Origin of the sequence: Paenibacillus sp. UNC499MF (genome assembly GCF_900107975.1) — a bacterium.
Classification (GTDB): domain Bacteria; phylum Bacillota; class Bacilli; order Paenibacillales; family NBRC-103111; genus Paenibacillus_F.
Genome location: NZ_FNVF01000005.1, coordinates 180,304 through 204,206 on the forward strand (window position 1 = coordinate 180,304; position 23,903 = coordinate 204,206).

The following is a 23,903-nucleotide window of genomic DNA, read 5'->3' on the forward strand; positions in this document are numbered from 1 at the left end:
GACCCGTTCGCGAGCGCATCCCTTGTCACGGCTCCGCTTGCCAGAGCCTCCCTCGTCACGGCGCCTTCCGCGAGCACCTCGCCCGTTACGGCGCCGGCCGTCAGCGCCTCGCTCGTCACCGATCCTGCAGCCAGCGCTCTGCTTGTCACCGACCCTGCAGCCAGCGCTTTGCTTGTTACCGCGCCTTCCGCCAGTACTCTGCCTGTCACCGAGTCTGCCGCCAGCTTCTCGCTCGTCACCGAACCCGCAGCCAGAACATCCCTCGTCACGGCTCCGCTGGCAAGCGCATCACTCGTCACCGCTCCGCTCGCCAGCGCCTTGCTCGTCACCGCTCCGTTCGCCAGTGCTTTGCTCGTCACGGCGGCTTCCGCCAGCGTTTCGCTGGTCACGGCATTGTCAGACAACGCTTCACCCGTCACGGCTCCGGCCGCCAGCGCCTCACTCGTCACCACACCTTTGGCCAGATGCTGCTGCTTGACAGATCCTGCCGCCAGATGGCGTCCTTCTACAGCGCTGGAGGCAAGATGGATGCCGCTGACCGCGCCTTCCTTCAAGTGGCTTCCGTTCACGCCCTGCTCGGATATTTTAGCGGCCGTAATGGCGTTGTTCGCGATATGAACGGATTGAACGCTAAACGGTTGGATATGCTCGCTTTCAACGGCTCCGCGGGCAAGCTTTTTACCCGTCACACTGCTGTCATTCAGTTTGGCCGTGCTCACTGCGTAATCCGTCAGTTTATCCGTCGAGACGGATTCCGTCGCAAGCTTCGATGTGGTGACAGCCTGATTCGCCAAGTGAGTCGTCAAAACGGCACTTTCGTCAATATGCCGGCTTTCGACGGCTCTCCGGCCGATTTTCCCCGATTTTACGGCTCCGTTCTCAATCAGCTCCTCCGTAATTTGAGCTCCGCCGATATGACTCGAACGGATTTCCCCCTCCGCGATATGAATCGAGAGAACGGAACCGTCCGCCAAGTGCTCGGGACGAACCGATTTTTTCGCAAGCTCCCGGGAGCCTACCGCTTCTTCCGCCAATTGGGCGGAATCGACGACGCCGGGAGTCAGCTTTTCCCGTGTTACGGAACCCGGTTTCAAATGCTCGCTCCCGATCACTCCGCTTCCGATATGCTGGTCCCCCACCGAACCTTTCGCCAAGTGGATCGCATTTACCGCACTTGCGGAAATTTTGTCCCCCGCTATCGTTCCGGACACCAAGTGAGAAGCCGAAATACTTGCCGGCGCTATTTTTTCCCCGGTTACCGCTTCATTCCGGAGTTTCTCGGTAGTAATCGCGTCTTCGGCAAGCTTCGCCGAATTAATGACATAGTTGCCCAGATGGCGGGACTGGACGGCGCCGCTTTTGATTTTATCCGAAGTTACGGCCTGATCTTCAAGAAGTTCAGGAGTGATACTGGCTTCGGCCAAGTGATGCGACTGAATCGAATAAGGGGCGAATTTGGCGGCATCGATCGTTCCGTCGGCGAGTTTTTCCACCGTGATGCTTTTGTCCGCAATTTTATCGCTGGTAATCGTGCGGATCTGAATATGATCGCCGTTCACGATGCCGTAAGCCAAATGCTCGCGGAGCACCGCACCGGGAGCCAGCTTCTCGCTGGTTACGCTGCCGTCGGCCAGTTTCGAGCGCTCAACCGAAAAATCCTGGAGAGAGCGTGTGCCGATACTGTTCGGCTTCATTTTCGACTCGTCAATGGCACGGCTGGCGATTTTCTCGCCCGTAACGGCGGCTTCCACGATATCGTCGGTATATACGACGCCCTCGCTGCCCCGTTCTTCTTTGCGCTCGGACAAAAGCAGCAGCGGCGAACCGTTTCTACCGGTTTTCACGCTGTCCGGCCGGGCCCCGCGATTTGATTCGCCGGCATCCTCCGAAACTTCCGAAGCTTTCGAAGCCGCTTGAACTTCCGGCACTGCCCCGGGCTCCGGAGCTTTCGGCGCTGCAGGTGCCGCTGCAGGTGCCTGGGCTTCCGGTACTTCCGGAGCTTCTTCATCTTCCGGATCATCGGAATACCCGGCTGTTTCATCATCGTCCCTTTCGCTTACCCGCAAGTCCTCCTCCTCGTCACGCAGCAGCAGATCTTCTTCGAAATCCTCGGGCATTTCTTCCCCGGCAAAAATATCCTCTTCGGACCCAAGCTCGGCGGCAACCGACTTGATCTCGCTTTTTTCGCGGGGGGCTGACGTGTATTCCTTTGCCAGTTTCCTGACCGGTTCCGTCTGCTTTCCTCCCCCGGATGCTCCTTCGGCTTTTGCCCGCAGGAGGCCTTGAGGCTTAGCCTTCTCCGACGATCCTCTTTTGGGTTCCCCCGACGGTTCGGCTTTGCGGACCGTTTCGGCTTCCGCTTTGGAAATGACCGCATCGGCACGCCCCTTCTTCTTCGGCTCTTCATCGAGCCAGCGCAGTTCATTCATGCTCGCGTTGTATTTACTGGAGGCCGGACGCTGCGCGCCTCCTGCCGGATTTTTCTTTTTTTTCATTCCCATCTCCCTTTCCGGTTCTTCTCCCTCCTGTATCCTATGCAGCGTTCCGCTCCGGTGTTTATGCCTATTTATGAAAAAAAAGGCGCGGACATCGTCCGGCCTCGATTACTTATTTTTTTCAGGGCAGCAGGCCGTAAAAAGCCCGCTGCCTCTCCGCCATCTTTTCCCACGTGTACAGCTCCGCCACCCGCTCCAGGGAGCGCTGGCCCATCTGGCGCCTCAGATCTTCATCGGCCAGAAGCCGCGAGATGGCCTGCGCCAGTTCCGCTTCCACCGACTGGATAGGCACCAGCAGCCCCGTCGCTTCGTGAAGCACAATTTCGGGGATGCCCCCGACCCGCGTGGCGACAACCGGCACTCCCGAGGACATGGCCTCGACGTTGACGAGTCCGAACGCTTCGATCCGCATCGAAGGTACGGCGACGACGTCGGCCAGACGGAACCAGGCGGGGATTGAATCGTGCGACACGTAAGGAATGAAGCGGATATGGTCCGGATACCGGGACGCCAGCCTTTTCAGCTTCCTGACGTAAGCGGTCTGTCTCGTGCTGCCGTAGCCCGCTCCGCCGATGACGAGCAGCACGGCATCCGGGTGAGCCGCAAACACGGCGGGCATCGCGCGCAGCAGCTGCTCGACGCCCTTCATCGGCATAAGCCGCCCGGCGAAGACAATCACTTTGCGCCCCGACAGCCCCAGGGACGCCAGCATCTCCTGCCGGGCCTCCTCGTGGAACATCCGGGGAGCGAAGATCGACGGGTCCGCTCCCAGCGGATTCACGACTACCTTGTGAGCGACGGAGGGGGCCCGCCGGATGACCTCCCGGCGCAAATAGTCGCTGTTGACGAAAATAAGATCGGCACAGCGGAGGCATTCGGCGGCCTCTTTGCGCCCGATATGAGGCTTCGATATGAAGGTGATCGAATGCAGGCCCAGACAGATGGTCGCCCGTTTCATCCGCTTCCGCAAATAACGGACGAACCGGGGCCTGTTCTCTACCTGGATGAGATCGGGGTTCATCGGCCTGAGCTTCCGGTAGACCGCCTCGATGTACGGCAGACCGCTTTTAAAGCTGGGACGAACATAGGTGACGCCTCCGATCTGCTCCCTTGCCGGCCTGCGCCTCGTTCTTCTTCCCAGAACGGTGACCTGCGCCGTCTCGCTGAGCCGGTCCGCAAGACGCTCCACCACATGCTCGACCGAACTGCTGGTTCCGGAAGGAACGGCGAACGATCCCGGCGACACGATGGCTATGGATGAGATGTTCATCATTCACCTTCCTCTCTTATGGGTGAATCCGCACGACGGTGCCGATCGGAACGAGGCGGGACAGCGCAAGCACATCCTTGTTGTGCATTCTGATGCAGCCGTGGGAAGAACGCTTGCCGATGGAAGAAGGATCGTTCGTTCCGTGGATGCCGTAATGCTTCTTCGACAATCCCATCCAGAAAGCTCCGAAGGGTCCGCCGGGATTCGGCTCCTTGTTGACGATAGTGAACGTGCCCGCCGGGGTGCTCGTTCCCACCTTCCCTACACCGACCGGATAAGTCTTCACGGTTTTGCCGTCATCGGATAACGTCAGGACAAATGTCGAGGTATTGATATCGATGCGATATGCCATCTTGTGACCTCCTTAGGTACTGCATCCAGACCTTCTAACCTTCTGCAAAACGCTCCTCCTATAAGATATGACGGCCGGACTCGCCTTGGTTGGGTAAATTGTCAATAGAAAAACACCCGCAGCCGCGTTCGCCTGCATGCACAGGGCCGTTCGGACCGGAATGCGGGTGTCTTTTAACGCTGCAAAAATCCGATAAATTAAGTTTTATTGATTTTTACAAAGAAGCTTCACTCCCCCTTGTGCTAAGCTGACCATAACGCTGGCATTTTACATTTTGATAGAAAGGGAAAAAAGTAATGAACAGTGGGTTCACTTCCTGTCTGCAAATTTTTCCGGTTCCCCGTCTTCATGAGACGGCGGGCTTTTACGAACGCCTCGGTTTCAGAGCCGTCTACTATCTCGAAGCTTCCGAACCTCACGTCTGTCTCTACAAAGACGCCGTCGAAATCGTGCTGACAGCCTCCAAGCTGGGTGCGATCGTGCCTAACCGGGTCGTTCACGGCTGCGGATACGATGCGTATTTGATTACGGACTCCCAGGAAGAAATCGAAGCCGAGCTCGTCCGGCTGGGTGTGAAAATCGTCCGTCCCCTGTCCGTAACGGACTACGGCAACCGCGAGCTTGTCTTCGAAGATATCGACGGACGCTGGATTGCAGTCGGTAAAAAACTGAATGAAAAAAGGGCCGCTACCCGGTAGCGGCCCTTTTTATTATCGTTATACCGGATACCGGTATAACGGAAGTATTCCTTGCCGGCATGCCATTCCCTCACAGATGAGGTTATTTAATGCCCGACTGCATAAAGCTGTTCATAAACTGGCGCTGGAACAGCAGGAAGCCGGCCAGAAGAGGCGCAATCACGATCAGCGTCGCCGCGCTCACCTCGGCCCATTGGGCTCCGGTTTCGAACGACTGGGCGAAAATGGCCAGACCGACCGTAAGGGGGCGGTTTTCTACCGAGTTCGTCACGATAAGCGGCCAGAGGAAGTTGTTCCAGTGATAGCTGACCGATACGAGGGCAAAGGCCACGTAAGACGGGCGGGCAAGCGGCACATAGATGCGCCACAGGATCTGCCACTTCGTGCAGCCCTCCATCACGGCGGCTTCATCCAGCTCGGGAGGAATCGTCTTGAACATCTGCCTCAGCAGAAAAATACCGAAAGCCGAAGCGAAATACGGGAGCATGATGCCCAGTTTCGTGTCGAGCAGGCTCAGCTCCTTGAGCACGTTATAGTTCGGGAAAACGAGCACGTCGGCCGGAATCATGATCTGCACGAGAAACAGCATAAACACAAATTCTTTTCCTTTAAAGTTCAGCCGGGCAAAAGCAAAGGCCGCCATCGTTACGGTTAGCAGCTGAACGATCAGAATGCCTCCGGTAATGAGCAGCGTGTTGCCGTAGTAAAGCCCGAACGGAGCGGCCGACCAGACATGCCGGAAATGCTCCAGAGTAAAATCCCACGACAGCGTGGGATTGATTACGGAATCCTTGGGCCGGAATGCGGTCCACAGCATCCAGACCAGAGGTACGATCCAGACGAGCGCAACGAGAAACATGAGCGCATTCAGCCAGAAATCGAGGGTCAGCGGTCCGCGGGCGAGCAGCCTGCGTCTGGCGGATGCGGGCCTTTCCGTGCCCCCGCGGCGTGAAGCTTCGGGTGCCGCAGTCCCGGCGGTTGTGGAAGTCATAAGTTCCACCCTCCTTTTTTTTAGCGCAAAATTAACGGTAGTGAATGTTCTTGTCGAGTCCGAAATATTGAAGCGCCGCAAACGCCATCAGCAGAACGATCATCACCATCGTCAAAGCCGAGGCAAGCCCCTGATCCCAGAAGCTGAACGCCGTATCGTAAATATAGAAAAGAAGAAGGTTGCTCGCGTTGTCGGGTCCGCCTTTTGTCATAATGAACAGGTGATCGACCAGCTTGAACGAATTCGTCAAAGCCACGATCATCACAAACAGCGTTGTCGGCATAAGCAGCGGAAACGTAATTTTACGAAACACGGTCCAGCGTCCGACTCCGTCCATTTCGGCGGATTCATACAAGTCCTTCGGAATATTCTGCAGACCGGCGAGATAGAAAATCATCAGATATCCCGCTTCTTTCCAGACGATCATCGCAATCATCGCCCACATGACCGTTTCCTGGCTTCCCAGAATGTTGACCGCCTGGGATTGTCCCAGCCAGCCCATCGCTCTGCTGAGCAGCCCGTACTGCGGCGTATAAATGAACAGCCATACGTTGGCGATGGCAATCATCGGAATCATATTCGGGTAAAAGAAAGCCGTACGGACAAAGCCTTTCGCCCGGAGCGCTTTATTGGCGAACGCCGCCATGACCAGAGCGAGCGCAATGGCCGTCGGCACCGTGCCGATCGCAAACCAGACGTTGTTGCGCAGCACTTTCCAGAAGACGGCGTCCTCCGCCATATGCTTGTAATTGTCGAGTCCCGTAAAAATCGGCTGCGGCGTAGCCAGATCAGCCTGATGGAAGCTTAGGATCAGTGTCTTGAGCATCGGATAAAACGTAAACAGAATAAGAAACACCAGTGACGGCAGCAGAAGCAGCCACGCAAACCCGTTTTCTTTCCAAACCGCGACTTTCCCGGTCATTGTCTTCCCTCCCTGCGCTTTCCGGCCGGTTGAATAAAGAATCGGCAGAGCCAAAGGAGACCCTGCCGACCGCATTTCCGCTCCGGCCCGCTTACTTGTTGAACGGCGCCAGCGCCTTGTCCGCTTCTTCCTGTGCTTTCTTCAGCGCAGCCGCCGGTTCCGCCGCACCGGTAAGCACTGCCTGGAGCTGATCGCTCAGCGCTTTGGACACTTTACCGTTGTTGTGCGTGGACAGCTCGGCTGCCGCATGCTGGAGCTGGTCGCGGGCGACAAGCGCCGGCGGGAACTCCGCTACGTACTTTTTCATCACGTCGGTTTCGTAAGCGGATTTGCGCACGCCCACGTAGCCGGTCTCAATGCTCCATTTGGCCGCACGCTCCGGCTCCGTCATAAACTTGACGAATTTCCAGGCCGCTTCCTGCTTTTTCTTATCGATATCTTTGAAAATGTAGAAGTTGCCGCCGCCCGTCGGGCTTCCGTACGATTTCTTCTGCGGCAGGAACGTCACGCCGAAATCGAACTTCGCGTTTTTCTTCACGTTCGTCAGGTTGCCTGTCGTGTGGTACATCATCGCGGTTTTACCGGCGATAAAGTCGGAAGGCACCGTCGCCCACTCCGTTACGCCTTCCGGCATAATTTTGTCCTTGCGGGCCATATCGGACCAGAATTGAAGCCCTTCGGCGTTTTCTTTTGTATCGAAAAAGACTTTTTTTCCGTCTTCACTCATCAGGTTCTTGCCGTTTTGCAGGGAAAACGTCTGCATCATCCAGTAAGCGAAACCGGATACCGGAATTTCAAGCCCCCAGCGGCCTTCCTTCTTCAGCTTCTTGCCGTATTCGGCCATCTCTTCCCATGTTGTCGGCGGTTTGTTGGGATCGAGACCCACTTCCTTGAACATGTCCTTGTTGTAGTAAAGGACGATCGTGCTGCGCTGGAACGGGATGCTGTACGTTTTGCCGCCCGTCTGGGAGTTGGCCAGGAAAGCCGGGTAGAAATCCGACAGCCAGTTCTTGTCTTCCTTGGCGATAAACTCGTCCAGCGGAATGATCGCATTCATGTCCAGCAAACTGTAAAGCTCCGTCGACAGGTTAACGGCCACGTCCGGAGGCGTTTTACCCTGCACGCCCGCCTGGGTTTTCACGGTCGTATCCGCGTAGCTTCCGGTATATACCGGCTTCACGGTGATGTCCGGGTTTTCTTTCGTAAAATCGGCCGCCATCGCTTCGATCGTTGCCGTCAGAGGGCCGCCTACGGCGATCGGGTAGTAGAACGTCAGCTCGGTTTTCTCTTTCGCTTTTTCCGTTCCCGCCCCCGGGGTGCTTGCGCTCGTTTCCGTTTGAGGCTTGGCGCAGCCCGCCATCAAACTTGCCGTAAGCAGTGTCAACACACTCATTTTCGCGATTGTCCGCATTGGATAGTCTCCCCCAAATAAAATGATTTCGGTATTTGCAGTACACCGTGCTTGTCCCCAATGTAACACTCCATTTCCACCGCTGCGTTAACGTTTTGTAATGGGGATGTTAAATATTTCTTCATCGGAAGGCTTCGCAAACGCCTCCAGTGTCGGTACGATCCAGTCCGGCATGACCGTTCCCGCTCTCACCTCCTCCAAAGTCGCCGCGCCCGTCAGCACGAGCGCCGTGCGCATGCCGCTGGCGCGGCCCAGCAGGATGTCCGTCTCCAGACGGTCGCCGACCATGACGCACCGGTCCGCCGCCTTGCCGGTCCGGCGGAGGGCCACCCGCGCATAGTGCGGCGACGGCTTGCCCGCGACGACCGACGCGCGGATGCCCGAAGCCGCCTCGATGGCGGCGGTCATGGCCCCGGTGTCGGGCAGCTCGTCGCCTTCCACCGGACAGTACGTGTCCGGGTTGCAGGCAATGAGCTGCGCCCCGGACCGCAGCGCCCTGGACGCGGCATGCAGCTTCGCATAGTCGAAGCGCCGGTCCATGCCGACGACCACGTGCGTCGCCTCCAGCGGCGTCCGCACGACGCGGATGCGCTGCGCGTCCAGCTCCGCGATCAGCGCTTCCTCGCCGACGGCGAGCACCCGGGCCTGCGGAGCCTGCTCCGCCAGGTAGGCGGCGGCAGCCGCCGCTGCCGTCACGACCTGCTCGTCGCGGACGGCAAGGCCCAGCCCCCGCAGGCGGCGGCCGCAGTCCGCGGCCGTCTGCGTCGTCGTGTTGGTCAGGAAGCCGACCGTCTTGCCGGCTTCCTCCAGCGAGCGGATCAGCTCCGCCGCTCCGGGAAGAAGGCGTCCTCCGAGGAAGATCGTCCCGTCGAGATCAAAAAAATAAGCTTCTGCATCGTTCCATTCTGTCAGGCCCCGCAACCGTTTTGCCTCCTCAAACACTTCACCGGCCGGGAAGAAGACAACCCAAAAAACCCTTTATCCAATACGCGCCGGGCACAGGAAACAAGCGTACAAACGGCTCCCGTCGATAGCGGGACTTCCGTCGTGCCTTGCCCTTGCGGCGAATACTGCATAAAGGGTTTTCTCCTCATCTCAACCCTTACCGATTCAGTTGGTTCTCTCTTTGCTTCTACTTTATCCCTCAAGTGTTAGCGCTGTATGAACGCGGTTTTAAAGATTTGTAAAGATAACGGGCGCCGTCCGCCAAGCCTCGCAGGACCCTCTGCGGATTTAACGGACAACCGCCTCGTCCGCGCGCGGACGCTTCGCTTCCTTCACCCACAGAGCCCGGCTGCCCATGGAAACCGCCGCAGCCCCCGCCTGTAAAGCCGTTTCAATCTCTTCATGGTGGTGGATCAACCCTCCCGCTATGACCGGCACGCTCAGCCTCTCGCTGACTTCCGTAATAACGCGCGGAATCAGCCCCGGCATAATCTCCACGGCGTCGGGCGCGCTCTGCTGGACGTTGGCAATGCCGTTCTCCAGAGCCGCCGAATCGATAAGGAACAAGCGCTGAACGGCCGCCAGGCCATTCTTTTTCGCGTGCTTGATCAGATGCGTTTTCGTGGAAATAATACCGGTCGGCCTGACCTTCTCGGCCAAATATTTAATAATGATGGGATCGCTTCCGAGCCCGGCTATGAAATCAACGTGCAAAAACACCTTTTTGCCGCTGTCGAGCACCTGCTTCACATAATCCTGAACGGTGAACAAATCACCGACCAGCAGAAAAACGACCGGAAGGTCGCTTGCGCACGCCAGTTTCAAATCCTCCGAATGCCGGACGGCCGCAATGATGCGTCTCGGTCCCAGATTGCCGATTCCTTTATCCATAGTCACCCTTCTTTCTTCCGTCCCCATTATCGTAACCGCGGCCTGTTTGCCCTGTATTAACGGCATGTTTTTTCGTTGTAAAATCGGCCGGAAAAATATTTGTATCCGTTTCCAGTTTCTCCTATTGCCACTGTTCCGCTTTTTATCTATACTGAACGATGTACCATTTTTACAAAAACTTAATAGCAAGTTCCTCATCCATTTTTCGATGAGGTAGAGGTTGCGGGTGCTAGGAGTATTCCGGGGGAGACGATAGAGACGTCAGTGAAGCCGGAAGAAAGGAGCAGCCGCCGAAATTCGGGCCGTCTCTCTTGCGTCCGGATTGGGTCCGTTCCCGAACAGGGGCGGAACTGTCACTGCTGCCCTTCCAAGCAGCGGTGTTGCGCTATCTTCATGGAAAAGGCGAGATAGAAGCAGCAGCCGCGAAAACTCCTTTTCGGGGCTTTTTATGTTTTCTTTTATTAACCGACGGTTAGCGCAGCAGGCAAGAAACAAATTATTGACAGAGGTGTTCTTTATGAAACAACCGAACTCCGGTTCCGAAACTACGGAGCTTAAGCGCGGCCTGAAATCCAGACATTTAACGATGATTTCGCTCGGCGGTTCCATCGGAACCGGACTCTTCCTGGCCAGCGGCGGAGCCATTCATTCCGCGGGTCCCGGCGGCGCTTTAATCGCTTACGCGGCTATCGGCATCATGGTCTATTTTCTCATGACGAGTCTCGGGGAACTGTCGGCGTATATGCCGGTATCGGGCTCCTTCTCCACCTACGCTTCCCGGTTCGTCGATCCGGCGCTGGGATTCGCCCTTGGCTGGAACTACTGGTTCAACTGGGCCATCACGATTGCCGCCGAATTATCCGCGGCCACCCTTATTATGAAATTTTGGCTGCCCGACAGTCCCTCCATTCTATGGAGTCTGCTGTTCCTGGTCCTGATGTTCTCCCTGAACTACTTGTCCGTCCGCGGATACGGGGAGTCCGAATACTGGTTCGCCCTGATTAAAATCGTGACGGTTATCGTATTCATCATCGTCGGGATTCTGATGATTTTCGGCATTATCGGCGGCGAGTCCGTCGGGTTCAGCAACTTTACGCTGGGCGACGCTCCCGTCAGCGGCGGATTTATGGCCGTTCTCGGCGTATTCATGGCCGCGGGCTTCTCCTTCCAAGGGACCGAGCTTGTCGGCGTGGCGGCCGGTGAAAGCGAAAATCCGCGCGAGAACGTGCCCAAAGCGATCCGCACTATTTTCTGGCGCATTCTGCTGTTCTATATTTTCGCCATCTTCATCATCGGCCTGCTCATTCCCTACACAAGCGACAACCTGATCAGCGGCGACGTCGAAAATATCGCGATCAGCCCGTTCACGCTCGTGTTCGAGAAAGCCGGCCTGGCGTTCGCCGCCTCCGTCATGAATGCCGTCATCCTGACATCCGTCCTGTCCGCCGGCAACTCCGGCATGTACGCATCCACGCGGATGATCTGGACGCTTGCCCGCGAAGGCAAAGCGCCACGCTTCCTCGGCAAGCTCGACAAGCGCGGCGTTCCGGTACTCGCGCTGATCGCGACGGCTGCCGTGGGCATGTTCGCCTTCCTCGCCTCCATGTTCGGCGACGGCGTCGTGTACATCTGGCTGCTCAACGCCTCCGGCATGTGCGGATTCATCGCCTGGCTCGGCATCGCCGTCAGCCACTACCGCTTCAGACGCGCTTACACGGCGCAGGGCAAGGACCTTCGCGATCTGCCGTACCTGGCGAAATGGTTCCCGTTCGGCCCCATCTTCGCCCTGATCGTCTGTATCGTCGTGATCCTCGGCCAGAACTATTCCGCCATCTCGGAAAGCGGCGTCGACTGGGCGGGTCTGACCGCTTCGTATATCGGAATTCCGCTGTTCCTGATCGTCTGGATCGGGTATAAAGTCAAAAAGAAAACGAAGGTGCTCCGCCTCGAAGAATGCAAATTCGACGATTAAACGGCGAGCCTCACACAACAAAGAACCTCCCGTCCGCCAAGGACCGGGAGGTTCTTTGTTGTGCCGGGCATTGCCGCAGCCCGCTTACATGTTGATGTTGCCGACGTTGGCTTTGACGACGATCTCGTCGAACTTCGCATCCGAAGATTTCTTCTTCGACAGGACCGTTCCAAGTATGGCACCAAGAAATCCGAGAGGAATGGAGATGATGCCCGGATTCGTTAGCGGGAACAATGGCGTGCCCACGAAGATGGCCTTGCCTACTTCCGGGCTCCACACGCTCGGGCTTGCGGCTACGAGCACCAGAGAAGAGATCAGGCCGACGAGCATGCCCGTTACCGCTCCCGCCGTGTTGAAGCGCCGCCAGAAGACGGTGAACAGAATGACCGGCAGATTGGAGCTTGCCGCAATGGCGAAGGCGACGGACACGAGGAACGCGACGTTCAGCTTGGATGCGGCCAATGACAAGATGATCGACAGGATGGAGACACCGACCGACGCCCAGCGGGCTACCTTCATCTGCTCGGACTCCGTTGCTTTTCCCTTGCGCAAGATATGGCTGTAGAAGTCATGCGCGAACGCGGAAGCCGCGGAGAGAACGAGGCCGGTGACGACGGCCAGAATCGTCGCGAAGGCGACGGCCGCGATGAAGGCGAAGAAGAAGTCGCCGCCGAGCGCTTTGGCCAGGAGAGGCGCCGCCATGTTGCCGCCCTTGTCTTCCGCGATGATATTGTCATACCCCACAAAAGCGGCCGCACCGAAGCCGAGGAACAGCGTCAGCACGTAGAAAATGCCGATGATCCAGGTGGCGTACACGACGGAGCTGCGCGCGGTCGGAGCGTCCTTCACCGTGAAGAAGCGGATCAGAATGTGCGGCAGACCGGCCGTCCCCAGCACAAGTGCCAGATTAAGCGAGAGCGTGTCGAGCGGGATTTTATACTTATTGCCGGGGTCCAGAAACTTCTCTTTGAGAGGAGTAACGGCTTTCAGCTGATCGAACATTTCCGTCACGCTGAAGTTGAACTTCGAGAACACGACGATCGAGAGAATAAAAGTTCCGCCCATCAGCAGCACCGCTTTGACGATCTGTACCCACGAAGTTGCCGTCATCCCGCCGAATACGACGTAAACGGTCATGAGCAGGCCGACAATCAGTACGGACGTCGTGAAATCGAGTCCCAGCAGCAGCTTGATAAGCGCTCCGGCGCCCACGAGCTGAGCGATCATATAGAAGGTGGAGATCGTGATCGTATTCAAGGCCGCCACGCCCCGGATTTTCTTTTCGTTGAAACGGGCCGCAATCATATCCGCCACCGTATATTTCCCCAAATTGCGGAGAGGCTCCGCCACGAGATAGAGAACGACCAGATACGCGACAAGAAAACCGATGCTGTAAAAGAACCCGTCAAAGCCGGCCAGCGCGATCGTGCCCGCGATTCCGAGGAAAGAAGCGGCCGACATGTAATCGCCTGCGATGGCCAGACCGTTCTGCCAGCCCGTCAGACCTCCTCCCGCGGTGTAAAAGTCATCGGTGGAATTGGTTTTTTTGGCCGCAAAATAGGTAATCAGAAGCGTGATCGCCACGATGCCCAGAAATAACCAGAATGCCGTCAGATTCACTTGACTTCCCTCCAAGTATGAGAAATGAGATCAGCCTTTCATTTGCTGCCGGATTTGCTGTACCATCACATCGAATTTAGCGGCCCGGCGCGAGTAAAGGATACACAGCACCCAGGTCATAATAAACTGCGCAAAGGCGAATACCCACGCCCAGGAGACGGAACCGAATGCGGGGGCGTTAAGCACGGTGGTATAAGAGGTGAGAATCGGGAGCGTAAAATAAAAGGCAAAGAAGAACAGGGAAAGCGGTAAAATGAACTGTCTTTTTCGTTTCAATAAAGCTTGGAACTGACTGGACTTCGCGATTTCCGTGTAGTTGAGCTCTTTGACTCGCTTTTTCATCAGGTTCCTCCTCCTAAATTTGTTTCGTGTGGAAAGCGCTTTCATTCAAAGCTAACTTTATTATATATAATCTTTACATTTTGTACCAGTTTTTTTATCCATAAAAAATCGGTTTCAGCCTCTCCTTGCTCTCCCCGAAAAAATTCCTTCTACTATAAGACGCTGAAGCGCATACAGACCGAGCCATCCGCCGCTGGCCAGAAAGAGCGGATTCAGGAACACCTTGTGCACGCTGGTCATAAAGACCGTGTCGTTCACAAGAATCTCCGTCACGGTTACCCCGGCAATCGCCGAAAAAAGTACCAATGCGGCATATGCAGCGACATCCATTATCCTTTTGGCTCCGGCAGCTTTATTTTGAAGCCAGACGAGCAGCCACGGAACGGCGATAACCGCTCCCCACACCAAGCCGGACATAAGATCTACCCCCTTTTCTAACCAGCTTGCGCAGCCCTGGTCGGATTCATACCTGCCTGCCCGAGGATATAGGCACGGTCCCGGCGAAAAGGCGCGTTTTCAGCCGATGAGCGCCCGAAAACGCCGGGTCGCGGCAATTGTCAAAACGTTCATTCTATGGCAAGATAAAGCGGAGACTATAGTCACGTACAGATAGGAGCATTGAACCAAGCATGAAACCATTGTTTCGACTTATGACGGAACTCTCATCCCGCAAATGGATTTCCCGGATGACCGGTTCGTTTTCCAAATCCCCTCTCAGCCGCTCTCTTATTCCGTGGTTTGCCAAGTCATACGGCATTCCGGTGGAAGAGGCGGAGAAGGCAATCGGGGAATACGCCACACTCAACGAGTTCTTCACCCGCCGCCTGAAGCCCGGACTCCGTCCGGTCGATACGGATCCGGCCGCGCTTGTCAGCCCGGTGGATGCCGTTATTACCGGCTACGGCCCCGTAGAGGCGGGCCAGATGCTCAGCGTCAAGGGGCAGGATTACACCGTCGAGGAGCTGCTTAACCGTTCCCCGCGTACGATTAATTACGAGAAGGGCTTCTTTATGGTGCTTTATTTGAGCCCGACGGATTATCACCGTATCCATTCCCCGGTTACCGGCAAGATTCTGGAGAAAGAGCACGTTCCCGGCAAAGTATACCCCGTGAACGAATTCGGCCTGCGCCACATGACACGCGTGCTCAGCCGCAACGAGCGTCTCATTACCGTAATGGAGCACGAAGCCGGTGAAATTGCCGTCGTGAAAGTCGGCGCGCTCAACGTCAGCTCCATTCAGTATGTGGAAGGCCTCCCGTCTCATCTGCAGGCGGGCGACGATCTCGCTTATTTCGAATTCGGTTCCACGGTTGTGCTCGTCACCGAGAACGGAATCCTGACGCCGCGCTCCGATCTCCAGGTGGGCAGCAAAGTCCGCATGGGCGAACGGATCGGTACGCTTAAGCGTCCTACACATTAGCATCACGAAAGGAGTTCGTGCCCTATGGCGTCGCAGGCGACAGTCAGCGCCGGCACCGCACGACCCTCTGCAGGAATTCCTTCGTCGAAACCGACGGTCTACAAGGTTCTCCTTGCCATCAGTCTCGTGCATTTGTTCAATGACTCGATTCAGTCGGTCATTCCGGCTATCTATCCGATTTTAAAAGACAGCATGACGCTTTCCTACGCCCAGATCGGATGGATCTCGTTCTATTTCAATCTTACCGCTTCCATCATGCAGCCCGTAATCGGCATGTATACCGACCGGAAGCCCAAGCCCTACATGCTGCCGCTCGGTATGGCCGCCACCTTCCTCGGCATGCTCCTGCTCGCGTTCGCGCCATCGTACGGGTTCGTGCTGCTGGCCGTCTCGCTGGTGGGCCTCGGATCGGCGGCATTCCATCCGCAGGGCTCGAAGGTCGCCCACCTGGCCGCAGGCTCCCGCAAGGGACTGGCCCAGTCGATCTTCCAGGTCGGCGGCAACGCGGGCCAGTCGCTTGCTCCGCTGCTGACGAAATGGATCTTCATCCCGCTGGGCCAGTTCGGTTCGATCTGGTTCACCCTCGTGGCAGGGGCCGCCATGCTCGTGCAAACGTTCATCGCCCGCTGGTACAAGGGCGTGATCGAGGCCGGAGCCGTCACGGCGAAGAAGACCGTCCAGCGCGCGATGGATCCCGCCAAGCGGAAGAAGATCATCACCGCGGTCATCGTGCTGGTGTTCCTCGTCTTTACCCGCTCGTGGTATGCGGCGGCCATGACGAGCTATTACGCCTTCTATTTGCGCGATGTCGTCGGCACGACCATCGATCAGGCGCAAATCTATATCTTTCTGTTCCTGGCCGCAGGCGCGCTCGGAACGTTCTTCGGCGGACCTCTCGCCGACAAGTTCGGTCAGAGAACCGTTATCTTCGTCTCCATATTCGGAGCGGCTCCGCTTGCCGCTCTAATCCCTTACGTCAGTCTGGGATGGGCGACCGTGCTGCTGACGCTGACCGGATTCGTCATCTTCTCCAGCTTCTCCGTCACCGTCGTTTACGCGCAGACGCTTATCCCGGGGAAAGTCGGCATGGTATCCGGCCTGATTACGGGCTTTGCGTTCGGCATGGGCGGAATCGGAGCGCTCGTTCTGGGCAACCTGATCGACGCCCACGGAATCAGCCTCATCATGAAGCTGTCCAGCCTGCTGCCGATTCTCGGCATCCTGACCTTGTTTCTTCCGTCAGACCGCAAGCTGCGTGAATGGTCCGCAGAAGTATAAGCAACAAAAAACCGGTACTCCCCGTGGGGAATACCGGTTTTTTGTTGTTGTATCCGCAGCTCTTTATGAGCGGTCATTTCTCAGCCGACGTTTCCTACTTCAACCCGTCCATTCGTTTAAAGCCAAGATCACGACAGCCGCCAGCGCCAAAAGATAAAAGGCTCCTATTGCAATGGCTGCGGCAGCTCCCGCTATTTTGGCTATACCCAGCAGCGCTTTTTTCATTCTCTACCTCCTTCATCAGGCTGTAGCGACGGCCTCGACTAAGGTTGATCTATCAAAAATTCCCACGGGCCTTTTACCCGCGTATGAAGGGAAGACACCTTCAACTCGTACTCCTTCTGACCGGGCTGAACCGACAGAAGCATCCACTCCAGCTTATCAGTTTGCTCGTTACGGTGCCAGACCGCACCGCCGTTTAACAGACTTGGGGGAAATTCGTACAAGGTCTCGGCCGCCTGCTCGTCGCCATGAAGCTCGAACCAAATGCGGATGCTGTCTTCTCCGGCATCACCTTCTCCGTCAATTTTCTCCCCCTTGAGAATTCTCTCCACCCGGCTCACCTTGACCGGAAAACCAAACAGGTCGAACGTCCGGTTAATTTCCAGGCTGCCCTTTTCAGGAATAGGAAGCCGGATAGAGGCTGGATTTTCATAATTTCTTGTAAGGGCAAGGGCCGGCATGACCAATTTGACTCCTCCCTCCATTCCTTCCGTGCGGTCCCAATAAACTTCATTCGGATTAGGAAATGCCTCATCCTGACTATAGGGAATTTCCTTTTCCGTATCGGAAGCCAAAAGTTTCGCGGGTGGAATTTCATTGTAAGAAGAATGAAATCCGTACGAATCGATTTTAGTCTGTCCCGCTATTTGAGGAAGAATTGTCACTTTCATTTTCTGTTCATTCACCGCTGTGCTGACCGCGGTCAACCGGATCCCGTTATGCTCCTCCGTAGGGCCGAGGTCCTCAATCTGTTCCGCTTCCTGGGGAGTTACCAGCTTCAAAGGAAAGCTATCTTTGCCGGCGAGCAGCACCAAGCCGTCGGTAACTTTAATCCGGCCCTCATACCCGTATAGACCGGTCCAGCCCCCTTCTGCCCCCGTGATCATCGCTTGACGGAAAAGATACTTGTCTCCATAGATGTTCCGGAGGACAACCTCGTCATTCTTCGGAATGCCGGTACCTACCAGAGTAATGGTAGAATGTTTCTCCCCAATGGAGACCCCCCTGATTTCGACAGTCCCTCGTCCGATCTTATGAACGGACGGCTGAGGCTGTACGTATTCCACCCGCTGCTCTGTCTTTTCCGAATCGGTCACTCCCCCAAAACCGGGAAGATACTGAAGCACACGCCGCATTTGGGCGGCTACTTCCGGCTGAGATCCGACAAGCGTTGCGCCGGCAAGCAGCAGAGCCGCCGCTGCGGCCAGGAGAGCATATGCGCGCCGGCGCTTCGGCCTATTTTTCCTCATTCGCCCGTCGGACAAAGCAGCCGGTGCAAGCTCCCCGGATGAGCGAGCAACCTCAACCCTGGTCGAAATGCCGGGAGTGGTACCGGCTATTTTCTCAAGAGTCCGTTCCTTGATTATTTTCAACCTGCCGGGATCTTTCTCCAAAAGAAATTCCGCTGTATCCAAGTCGGGAATGTGATTCTCTGCCAAGTCGGCCGTTATTTCATCCATGAGCCCAAACCATTCCTGCTCTTCGTGTTTTTTCATGAGATCCCCTCCCTGCGGGCTGTTTCCATTTGTTCCTTGAGCCTTTTTCTGGCCCGGTACAAACGATTTTCAACTGCTTTTGCCGTCAGACCCACAGCAGCCGCAATCTGCTCCACGGACTCATAGAAGTAGTACCTCCGATAAAAGATAATCCGGTCCTTGTCATCCAGACTGTCAATCAAAACTAAAATTTCTTTCTGTGTCTCCCGGTCTAAAACGATCTGCTCCGTATCCGTTTCGGCAGTAAAATCCGTCACCGTAAGCGTCTCACCCATCCGGTTTTCCGAGCTCAATCGGCGGCGGTAATCCAGCGCTTTATATTTTGCGAGAATAAGCAGCCATGTTTTATAAGGTCCCCGTCTTGGTTCATATTCCGCGCTTTTGTTCCAGGCGGCGGCAAAAACATCGCTGACACATTCTTCGATATCCTCCCGAGGCGCCGCTTCTTGAAGAATACGTTGCACAAGGCCATATACATTCGAAGCATATAAATCCATAAGCGCTTCCAGTGCGGCAGGATCCTGTTCGGACATCCCACGTGCCAGCCGCTCCTCCACTTTTTCCATATGGTGTCCCCCCGCATGTCCTTGCCTCAAATCCGTTTTATCCGGTCAATATGTACTACGTCCGTTCCCTCCACAATCACACAAGGCGAAAGAAATATCGTCCAAACCGTCGCACATACACTTAAAAAAGCGGAGATTCTTCTTAACCGCCAGGGTTTGCTTCAAGCGGAACCGCGATCTTTTTCATGCGATCCGCCGACGGCAGCAGGCCTTTTCCCTTTCACATTGTTTTTTCATCCAAAGGAGGCGCAGAATGGGCATCTACATACCCGTTGAGCAGGGAGTTAACCTTTACGTCGAGGATTGGAACCCCGGACCCGGGGGCGGCGGCAAAACGATTCTGTTCATTCACGGCTGGCCGCTTAACCATACGATGTTCGAGTATCAGTTCGATCAGCTTCCGAAAGCCGGATACCGCTGTATCGGCCTCGATTTAAGGGGGTTCGGCAAATCCGACCGCCCATGGGGAGGCTACTCCTACGACCGGATGGCGGACGATATACGCCGCGTAATCGAGGCGCTTAGGCTCGAAAGCATTATCCTGGCGGGGTTTTCCATGGGCGGAGCCATTGCGATCCGGTACATGGCCAGACACGGCGGATTCGGAGTTTCCAAGCTGGCTCTGTTCGCTCCGGCAGCTCCCCTGTTTACCAAACGGCCGGATTTCCCGTACGGCAATTCAATCGAAGAGGTGAATCATCTCATAGAGGGAACTTATACCGACCGGCCTAAAATGCTCGAAGATCTCGGCGGCCGTTTTTTTGCCCGGTATGTGTCGAACCCGCTTCAACACTGGTTTCACGGAATCGCTTTGTCTTCCTCCGGGCACGCGACCGCGATGAGTGCGGCACTTTTGAGAGATGAGGATATGCGTCCCGACCTGCCCAAAATTTCAGTGCCGACGGTGATCTTCCAGGGAGCGCAGGACATGATTTGTCCCTATCCGCTCGCGCAGGCGACACAAGCGGGTATTAAAGGTTCGGAGCTTGTGCCTTTTGCATACAGCGGGCATGGCTTGTTTTACTGCGAGATGGGCAAATTCAACCGGGAGCTGATGCGGTTCGCCGGTTCCTAGCTCCGGTTTGTTGTACGGTTTGCTATTCGGTTTGTCCGCGTGAAGCTCCCTGCTCCCTGCTCGCGGTCCCCGGCATTCGGTTCGTTATTCAAGTCCGTTCTTACGTTCGCAATTCCGTTCAACCGGATTCGGGCGCATGGTGAGAAGACATTTTTTTAACCGTTCAACCCCGTGTTCCCATTGCCAAATATTGTTAACCTTGCTATACTTCATAGAAAACTTCGGACGGGGTGTCTATTATGAAAAGAAAACTAGGCTGCTATCATGCCCACTATTCCAATATCGAACATATCGAGAAAGCCCTCGGCTCTTATGACATCGAGCTTGTACATTTCGTCGATCCCGGTCTGGACCGGATTAAGAACGACAGCAATTTTACCGAAGAGCTGGCCATGAACAAAATAAAATCCACACTCGACTGGTTAGCCAGCTGTCATGTGGATGCCATTTTGATTACCTGTACGTATTTTACGGCTCATCTGCCTGAAAATTTCTCCTGCCCGGTGCCGATTATTAAAATCGACGATCCTTTGTTTCATAAAATTTTGCATTTGAACCGGCCCTCGGTTCTCGTTTTCACCAATCCTTCGACTGTCGAAGGCACGATGGAACAGCTCCATAAGTTTGCGGCCGCGGCCGGCCAGGAGATCCAGGTCGAACCGGTTCTCCTGGAAAATACGTTCCAGCTCGTTATGCAGGGCAAGAAAAACGATTATATCGAAGCGGTTTCCAGAGGCTTGTTCCATGCCATCGAAGACCATCCCCGCAAAACGGTGTTCGCGGCCCAGCTGTCCATGGTGCCCGCCGCCCAGCGGGTCGGTAGGGAAAGCGACGCGTTCCTCGGCAACCATCTCGACGCCCTTCCGGGCTATCTGAAAGATATCCTCAGCCTCGAAGCCGTGGGCCGCTGAGGCGGGTCCACAGCCCGGAAGGAATACCTACCGGTTCTCATAATAAGAACTTGGCCGGAACACGCCCCCGCTTTCCGCGTAGAATGCCTCGTTCAGCTCGAACAGTCCGTCGCGCGTGCGGGTCCAGCCCGCTCCGGCCGCCGGATGATAGCTTTCGAGCCGGTCCCAGCCGCGGTAATTTTGCCCGCCGTTGGATTCGATCAGGCCGTATGCCATCCCCGGCAGAGGCCGCAGGTGAGCCGCCAGCACGCGGGTCCACTCCACGAGCAGCGGATTGGCCGTAAGGTCGGCGCAGAAGCACGGCACTCCCCGTTCGGCGGCCAGAGCAGCGACCTTCAGACTCAGGCTCATCGACTTCGCCGCAGGTTTAAGGGCGAGGGCGCCATAGCCGAGGTCCATGTAATAGCGGGCGTCGCTTTCGGACTGAATGCTCTCATCCCCCGCAATACGGGCCGGCACATCCTCGACGGAAATTTCGCGCCCGTCCAGAAACGGCTCTTCCACCAGAATAACGGAAGGCAGCGATCCGCTGCGGTCCGCATCCTCCAACAGCCGCAGAAGATCGTCCTTGGCCGCGTAACGGCCGTTCAGATCGAGATAGTAAGACACCTCCGCAGGGGCCGGGCGGGTCTGTAAATACGCTTCCGTCAGTTCATGAATATGACGCAGGCGCCTGCTGTCCCAATCAATCATATCGTCGCCGCCGGACCCCAGCTTGATTTTGAGTACGGTACAGCCCTGATCCAGCAGGCCGGTGATTTCACCGTCTTCCGTACCGTAAGCAATGGCCGGTACGGCTGCAACCGCCTCCGTCTTCTGCTCGCCCAAGCTGCGGAATTCTTCAGGCAGCAGGTGAGAGAAGCGGTAGATCCCGCGATCCCGCGCGTACAGCACCCAAGCCGCGAAATCGACTGCCGCGAGCGCGTTCAGCACATAAGTGGGCCGGACATCCGGATGCCCCTGTCGGGCAAACCAGGACTGCGAAGGCCGCCCATACAATTCTTCGAACAGCTCCATCGGATGCGCGAAGGAGGCTCCTTTCAGCGACTTTACAGTCTCCTCCGCGAATTTGTACATAAGCTCGTTAGCTCCCTGTTCCCCGAGAGAAGCCATCAGATTCGCGTCCGACCATAACGGGCTTTGGACGCCCACTCCCGTACCCTTGTGACCGCTTTCACCGGTCAGCGTGACAATCGGCTGCCACAGCTCCGTTAGTTGTCCTCCTTTAAATCCGAAAGGATGAAGCAGCGGTTCCCGATCGGCCCGCAGGTTGCTTTCCGTGATTGTCAGCATGCGTTCTTGCCCTCTTTCTCCCCGTCCGCCGGGGTTTTCTTTTAACGGGCAGCGTAACTCCACACCCGCACAAGCACATTTCATCGTACCCATATCTTAGGAGCCACGGTAGGGCCTGTCAATGAATCGGCCATTTATCGCAACTTTATAGACACGGATGCAGTAAAATGAGAGGGAAAGAAGGGCTTAAAAACCATGCGCACAAGACCGATTTATTTGCTCTACGGAGGACTCTGCCTACTACTGACGGCCGTATACACGACCCGGTTTATCAGCGGCATGCCGGAAGTTTACAAACAGCGGACCGGGCCGCTGGGAAATGCCCAGCATTTTGATGACTTGTTCTCGAAAGGTTTGCCCTGTGCCGTTCGGCCCTGGTTATGACCTTTTTTTATCTGATTCTATATTTGGCCGACAGACCGATAAAAGAGCGAGATCAAGAGCCCGGATAAGCATGATTCGGCTTTTCCAGGGTCCTGCTGACGACATCCCCCGGTTATAATTGGATTCCCGCGCCTGGAACGGCGGGTCCTGCTTCGGTCCATGTTTATCGCTTGCGGGAAGTCCCGCCGGGTTAGCCGGACAAGACCTCCAAAGCGAGCAGCTGACCGGTTCTTTTCGTTACGGTGGCCTTCACCTGATTGCCCGCCTCCAGAAGCTCTCCGCTTTCCCCCGGCGGTATTTCCTTAGACGGCAGCCTGTAGCGCTTCACCTTGCCCTCCCGCGTTTTCAGCGACAGCCTTCCGTTGTTATAAGCCGTTACCCGGCCTTCAAATTCAACGTGACGGGATTCGATCATATCGAGCAGGACACATCCGGCGGTAAAAAGCGCAAAAAGCAGGCCCAGAACGATCAGCGGCCTAAGCGAGGCAGGCTGGTCCCAGCTTTGGATCATCAGCGTGACAAACATAAAAACGCTGAATAACGAACCGGCCAGCAGGGGAAGCAACGGATTTCGTATTTCAATCGTCTTCATAAGCTCTCCTCCTCGGCAAATGAGCGCTGTTTCGCGCAAGCAAGCTTTGTCCTCTATATTCATCCTCCGGCTGGAAACATCGCCGTGTTCTCTCCCTCTACTCTAACGAATTAACCTTGGAAAATAAATACATAATTACAAATTGTTTTACGGGTCCGTAAAAAAGCCCCCGTACCGGCCGGTACGAGGGCTTCTCGAAACTAAAATCCATTCATTGCGCTAACTTTACTTACACTGTGGAAAGGATGCCTCATCAAGAGCTTACAGATGAGCCGCCAGCTCCGTCACGAAACGCTCCAGCATAACGCGGTCGGTTTCATCAAAACGGGCCAGGCTGGGGCTGTCGATATCCAGGACGCCCAGCAGCTCGCCGTCTTTAACGAGCGGTACGACAATCTCCGAGCGGGAGGCCGCATCGCAGGCAATATGCCCGGGAAACCGCTCCACATCCTCTACGACCAGCGTCTCGCGCTTCTGCGCGGCGGTACCGCATACTCCGCGTCCGAGCGGAATGCGCACGCAAGCCGGAAGTCCCTGGAAAGGTCCGAGCACCAGCTGCTCTCCCTCCAGCAAGTAGAAACCTACCCAATTTATGTCCCGGAGAAACTGGCCGAGCAGCGCCGAAGCGTTCGCCAGATTGGCGATCCTGCTAGTCTCCCCCTCAATGAGCGCCTTCAACTGCGCTGTGACGAGAGAATACTGCTCTTCACGGGTTCCTCCGTAAGATTCCGTATGAAACATAGTATCGCCTGCTTT

General features: G+C 56.0%; 22 protein-coding genes, 1 pseudogene and 1 riboswitch. Of the genes and pseudogenes, 6 read left to right on the plus strand and 17 right to left on the minus strand.

The genetic code is table 11. The features are described from left to right. From C4S74_RS26565 to C4S74_RS13350, 3 genes and pseudogenes are all read right to left on the minus strand, one after another. A pseudogene (locus C4S74_RS26565) lies at window positions 1–2,495 on the minus strand (hypothetical protein); the annotation flags it as partial. A 121-nt stretch (window positions 2,496–2,616) separates the two neighbouring features. Next, on the minus strand, window positions 2,617–3,768 hold the full coding sequence (locus C4S74_RS13345; protein ID WP_103995806.1) for a glycosyltransferase family 4 protein: 1,152 nt from the start codon (window positions 3,766–3,768) through the stop codon (window positions 2,617–2,619). A 13-nt stretch (window positions 3,769–3,781) separates the two neighbouring features. Continuing rightward, window positions 3,782–4,117 (minus strand): L,D-transpeptidase, encoded by a 336-nt coding sequence (locus tag C4S74_RS13350; protein WP_103995807.1) that lies wholly within the window; start codon window positions 4,115–4,117, stop codon window positions 3,782–3,784. A 296-nt stretch (window positions 4,118–4,413) separates the two neighbouring features. Between C4S74_RS13350 and C4S74_RS13355 the strand changes: the two genes are divergently transcribed. Beyond that, window positions 4,414–4,815: a VOC family protein gene (locus C4S74_RS13355; protein WP_103995808.1), complete on the plus strand. Its 402-nt coding sequence runs from the start codon at window positions 4,414–4,416 to the stop codon at window positions 4,813–4,815. Window positions 4,816–4,897: 82 nt separating this feature from the next. On the opposite strand, the gene C4S74_RS13360 is transcribed toward C4S74_RS13355, so the two are convergent. From C4S74_RS13360 to C4S74_RS13380, 5 genes are all read right to left on the minus strand, one after another. Beyond that, on the minus strand, window positions 4,898–5,806 hold the full coding sequence (locus C4S74_RS13360; RefSeq protein ID WP_103995809.1) for a carbohydrate ABC transporter permease: 909 nt from the start codon (window positions 5,804–5,806) through the stop codon (window positions 4,898–4,900). A gap of 31 nt (window positions 5,807–5,837) precedes the next feature. Then, window positions 5,838–6,728: a carbohydrate ABC transporter permease gene (locus tag C4S74_RS13365; RefSeq protein ID WP_103995810.1), complete on the minus strand. Its 891-nt coding sequence runs from the start codon at window positions 6,726–6,728 to the stop codon at window positions 5,838–5,840. Window positions 6,729–6,819: 91 nt separating this feature from the next. Then, a complete protein-coding gene (locus C4S74_RS13370; protein WP_103995811.1) occupies window positions 6,820–8,139 on the minus strand; it encodes an ABC transporter substrate-binding protein in 1,320 nt (439 codons plus the stop codon). Window positions 8,140–8,226: 87 nt separating this feature from the next. Then, window positions 8,227–9,060: an HAD-IIA family hydrolase gene (locus C4S74_RS13375; protein WP_103995812.1), complete on the minus strand. Its 834-nt coding sequence runs from the start codon at window positions 9,058–9,060 to the stop codon at window positions 8,227–8,229. 312 nt (window positions 9,061–9,372) lie between these two features. Further along, a complete protein-coding gene (locus C4S74_RS13380; RefSeq protein ID WP_103995813.1) occupies window positions 9,373–9,975 on the minus strand; it encodes a glycerol-3-phosphate responsive antiterminator in 603 nt (200 codons plus the stop codon). Window positions 9,976–10,181: 206 nt separating this feature from the next. Continuing rightward, a riboswitch (Lysine riboswitch) is annotated at window positions 10,182–10,371 on the plus strand. 121 nt (window positions 10,372–10,492) lie between these two features. Here C4S74_RS13380 and C4S74_RS13385 point away from each other — a divergent pair. Then, window positions 10,493–11,947 carry an amino acid permease gene (locus C4S74_RS13385; protein WP_103995814.1) on the plus strand — a complete coding sequence of 485 codons (1,455 nt, stop codon included), beginning with the start codon at window positions 10,493–10,495 and terminating at the stop codon, window positions 11,945–11,947. An 84-nt stretch (window positions 11,948–12,031) separates the two neighbouring features. On the opposite strand, the gene C4S74_RS13390 is transcribed toward C4S74_RS13385, so the two are convergent. The 3 genes from C4S74_RS13390 to C4S74_RS13400 form a co-directional block, all read right to left on the minus strand. Continuing rightward, on the minus strand, window positions 12,032–13,567 hold the full coding sequence (locus C4S74_RS13390) for a cation acetate symporter (RefSeq protein ID WP_103995815.1): 1,536 nt from the start codon (window positions 13,565–13,567) through the stop codon (window positions 12,032–12,034). Between the two features lie 30 nt (window positions 13,568–13,597). Then, complete coding sequence (locus tag C4S74_RS13395; RefSeq protein ID WP_103995816.1) at window positions 13,598–13,909, minus strand: DUF485 domain-containing protein; 312 nt, start codon at window positions 13,907–13,909, stop codon at window positions 13,598–13,600. A 114-nt stretch (window positions 13,910–14,023) separates the two neighbouring features. Beyond that, window positions 14,024–14,326, minus strand: coding sequence for a hypothetical protein (locus C4S74_RS13400; RefSeq protein WP_103995817.1), 303 nt, complete (start codon window positions 14,324–14,326; stop codon window positions 14,024–14,026). Between the two features lie 212 nt (window positions 14,327–14,538). Here C4S74_RS13400 and asd point away from each other — a divergent pair, with 212 nt between their 5' ends. Further along, the gene (asd, locus tag C4S74_RS13405) at window positions 14,539–15,330 is read left to right on the plus strand and encodes an archaetidylserine decarboxylase (RefSeq protein ID WP_103995818.1); all 792 of its coding nucleotides are present in this window, start codon (window positions 14,539–14,541) and stop codon (window positions 15,328–15,330) included. A 24-nt stretch (window positions 15,331–15,354) separates the two neighbouring features. Further along, the gene (locus C4S74_RS13410) at window positions 15,355–16,608 is read left to right on the plus strand and encodes an MFS transporter (protein WP_103995819.1); all 1,254 of its coding nucleotides are present in this window, start codon (window positions 15,355–15,357) and stop codon (window positions 16,606–16,608) included. 99 nt (window positions 16,609–16,707) lie between these two features. On the opposite strand, the gene C4S74_RS27000 is transcribed toward C4S74_RS13410, so the two are convergent. From C4S74_RS27000 to C4S74_RS13420, 3 genes are read right to left on the minus strand one after another with little or no spacing between them, the layout of a single operon-like run. Further along, window positions 16,708–16,833 (minus strand): hypothetical protein, encoded by a 126-nt coding sequence (locus tag C4S74_RS27000; RefSeq protein WP_258042480.1) that lies wholly within the window; start codon window positions 16,831–16,833, stop codon window positions 16,708–16,710. Window positions 16,834–16,871: 38 nt separating this feature from the next. Continuing rightward, window positions 16,872–18,326 carry a Tat pathway signal protein gene (locus C4S74_RS13415; RefSeq protein ID WP_103995820.1) on the minus strand — a complete coding sequence of 485 codons (1,455 nt, stop codon included), beginning with the start codon at window positions 18,324–18,326 and terminating at the stop codon, window positions 16,872–16,874. Continuing rightward, window positions 18,323–18,892 carry a sigma-70 family RNA polymerase sigma factor gene (locus C4S74_RS13420; RefSeq protein WP_103995821.1) on the minus strand — a complete coding sequence of 190 codons (570 nt, stop codon included), beginning with the start codon at window positions 18,890–18,892 and terminating at the stop codon, window positions 18,323–18,325. The genes C4S74_RS13415 and C4S74_RS13420 overlap by 4 nt, the downstream gene beginning before the upstream one ends. A gap of 253 nt (window positions 18,893–19,145) precedes the next feature. Between C4S74_RS13420 and C4S74_RS13425 the strand changes: the two genes are divergently transcribed. Both C4S74_RS13425 and C4S74_RS13430 read left to right on the plus strand, forming a co-directional pair. Then, window positions 19,146–19,967 carry an alpha/beta fold hydrolase gene (locus C4S74_RS13425; RefSeq protein WP_103995822.1) on the plus strand — a complete coding sequence of 274 codons (822 nt, stop codon included), beginning with the start codon at window positions 19,146–19,148 and terminating at the stop codon, window positions 19,965–19,967. Between the two features lie 239 nt (window positions 19,968–20,206). Beyond that, entirely contained in the window at window positions 20,207–20,878 is a 672-nt protein-coding gene (locus C4S74_RS13430) for a hypothetical protein (protein WP_103995823.1), read from the plus strand. A 27-nt stretch (window positions 20,879–20,905) separates the two neighbouring features. Here the strand turns inward: C4S74_RS13430 and C4S74_RS13435 are convergent, their stop codons facing one another. The 3 genes from C4S74_RS13435 to C4S74_RS13450 form a co-directional block, all read right to left on the minus strand. Beyond that, the gene (locus C4S74_RS13435) at window positions 20,906–22,171 is read right to left on the minus strand and encodes an enolase C-terminal domain-like protein (RefSeq protein ID WP_103995824.1); all 1,266 of its coding nucleotides are present in this window, start codon (window positions 22,169–22,171) and stop codon (window positions 20,906–20,908) included. A gap of 574 nt (window positions 22,172–22,745) precedes the next feature. Next, window positions 22,746–23,147, minus strand: a complete 402-nt coding sequence (locus C4S74_RS13445; protein ID WP_103995825.1) for a hypothetical protein — start codon at window positions 23,145–23,147, stop codon at window positions 22,746–22,748. Between the two features lie 261 nt (window positions 23,148–23,408). Continuing rightward, on the minus strand, window positions 23,409–23,888 hold the full coding sequence (locus C4S74_RS13450; RefSeq protein ID WP_103995826.1) for a GAF domain-containing protein: 480 nt from the start codon (window positions 23,886–23,888) through the stop codon (window positions 23,409–23,411). Window positions 23,889–23,903 lie beyond the last annotated feature (15 nt).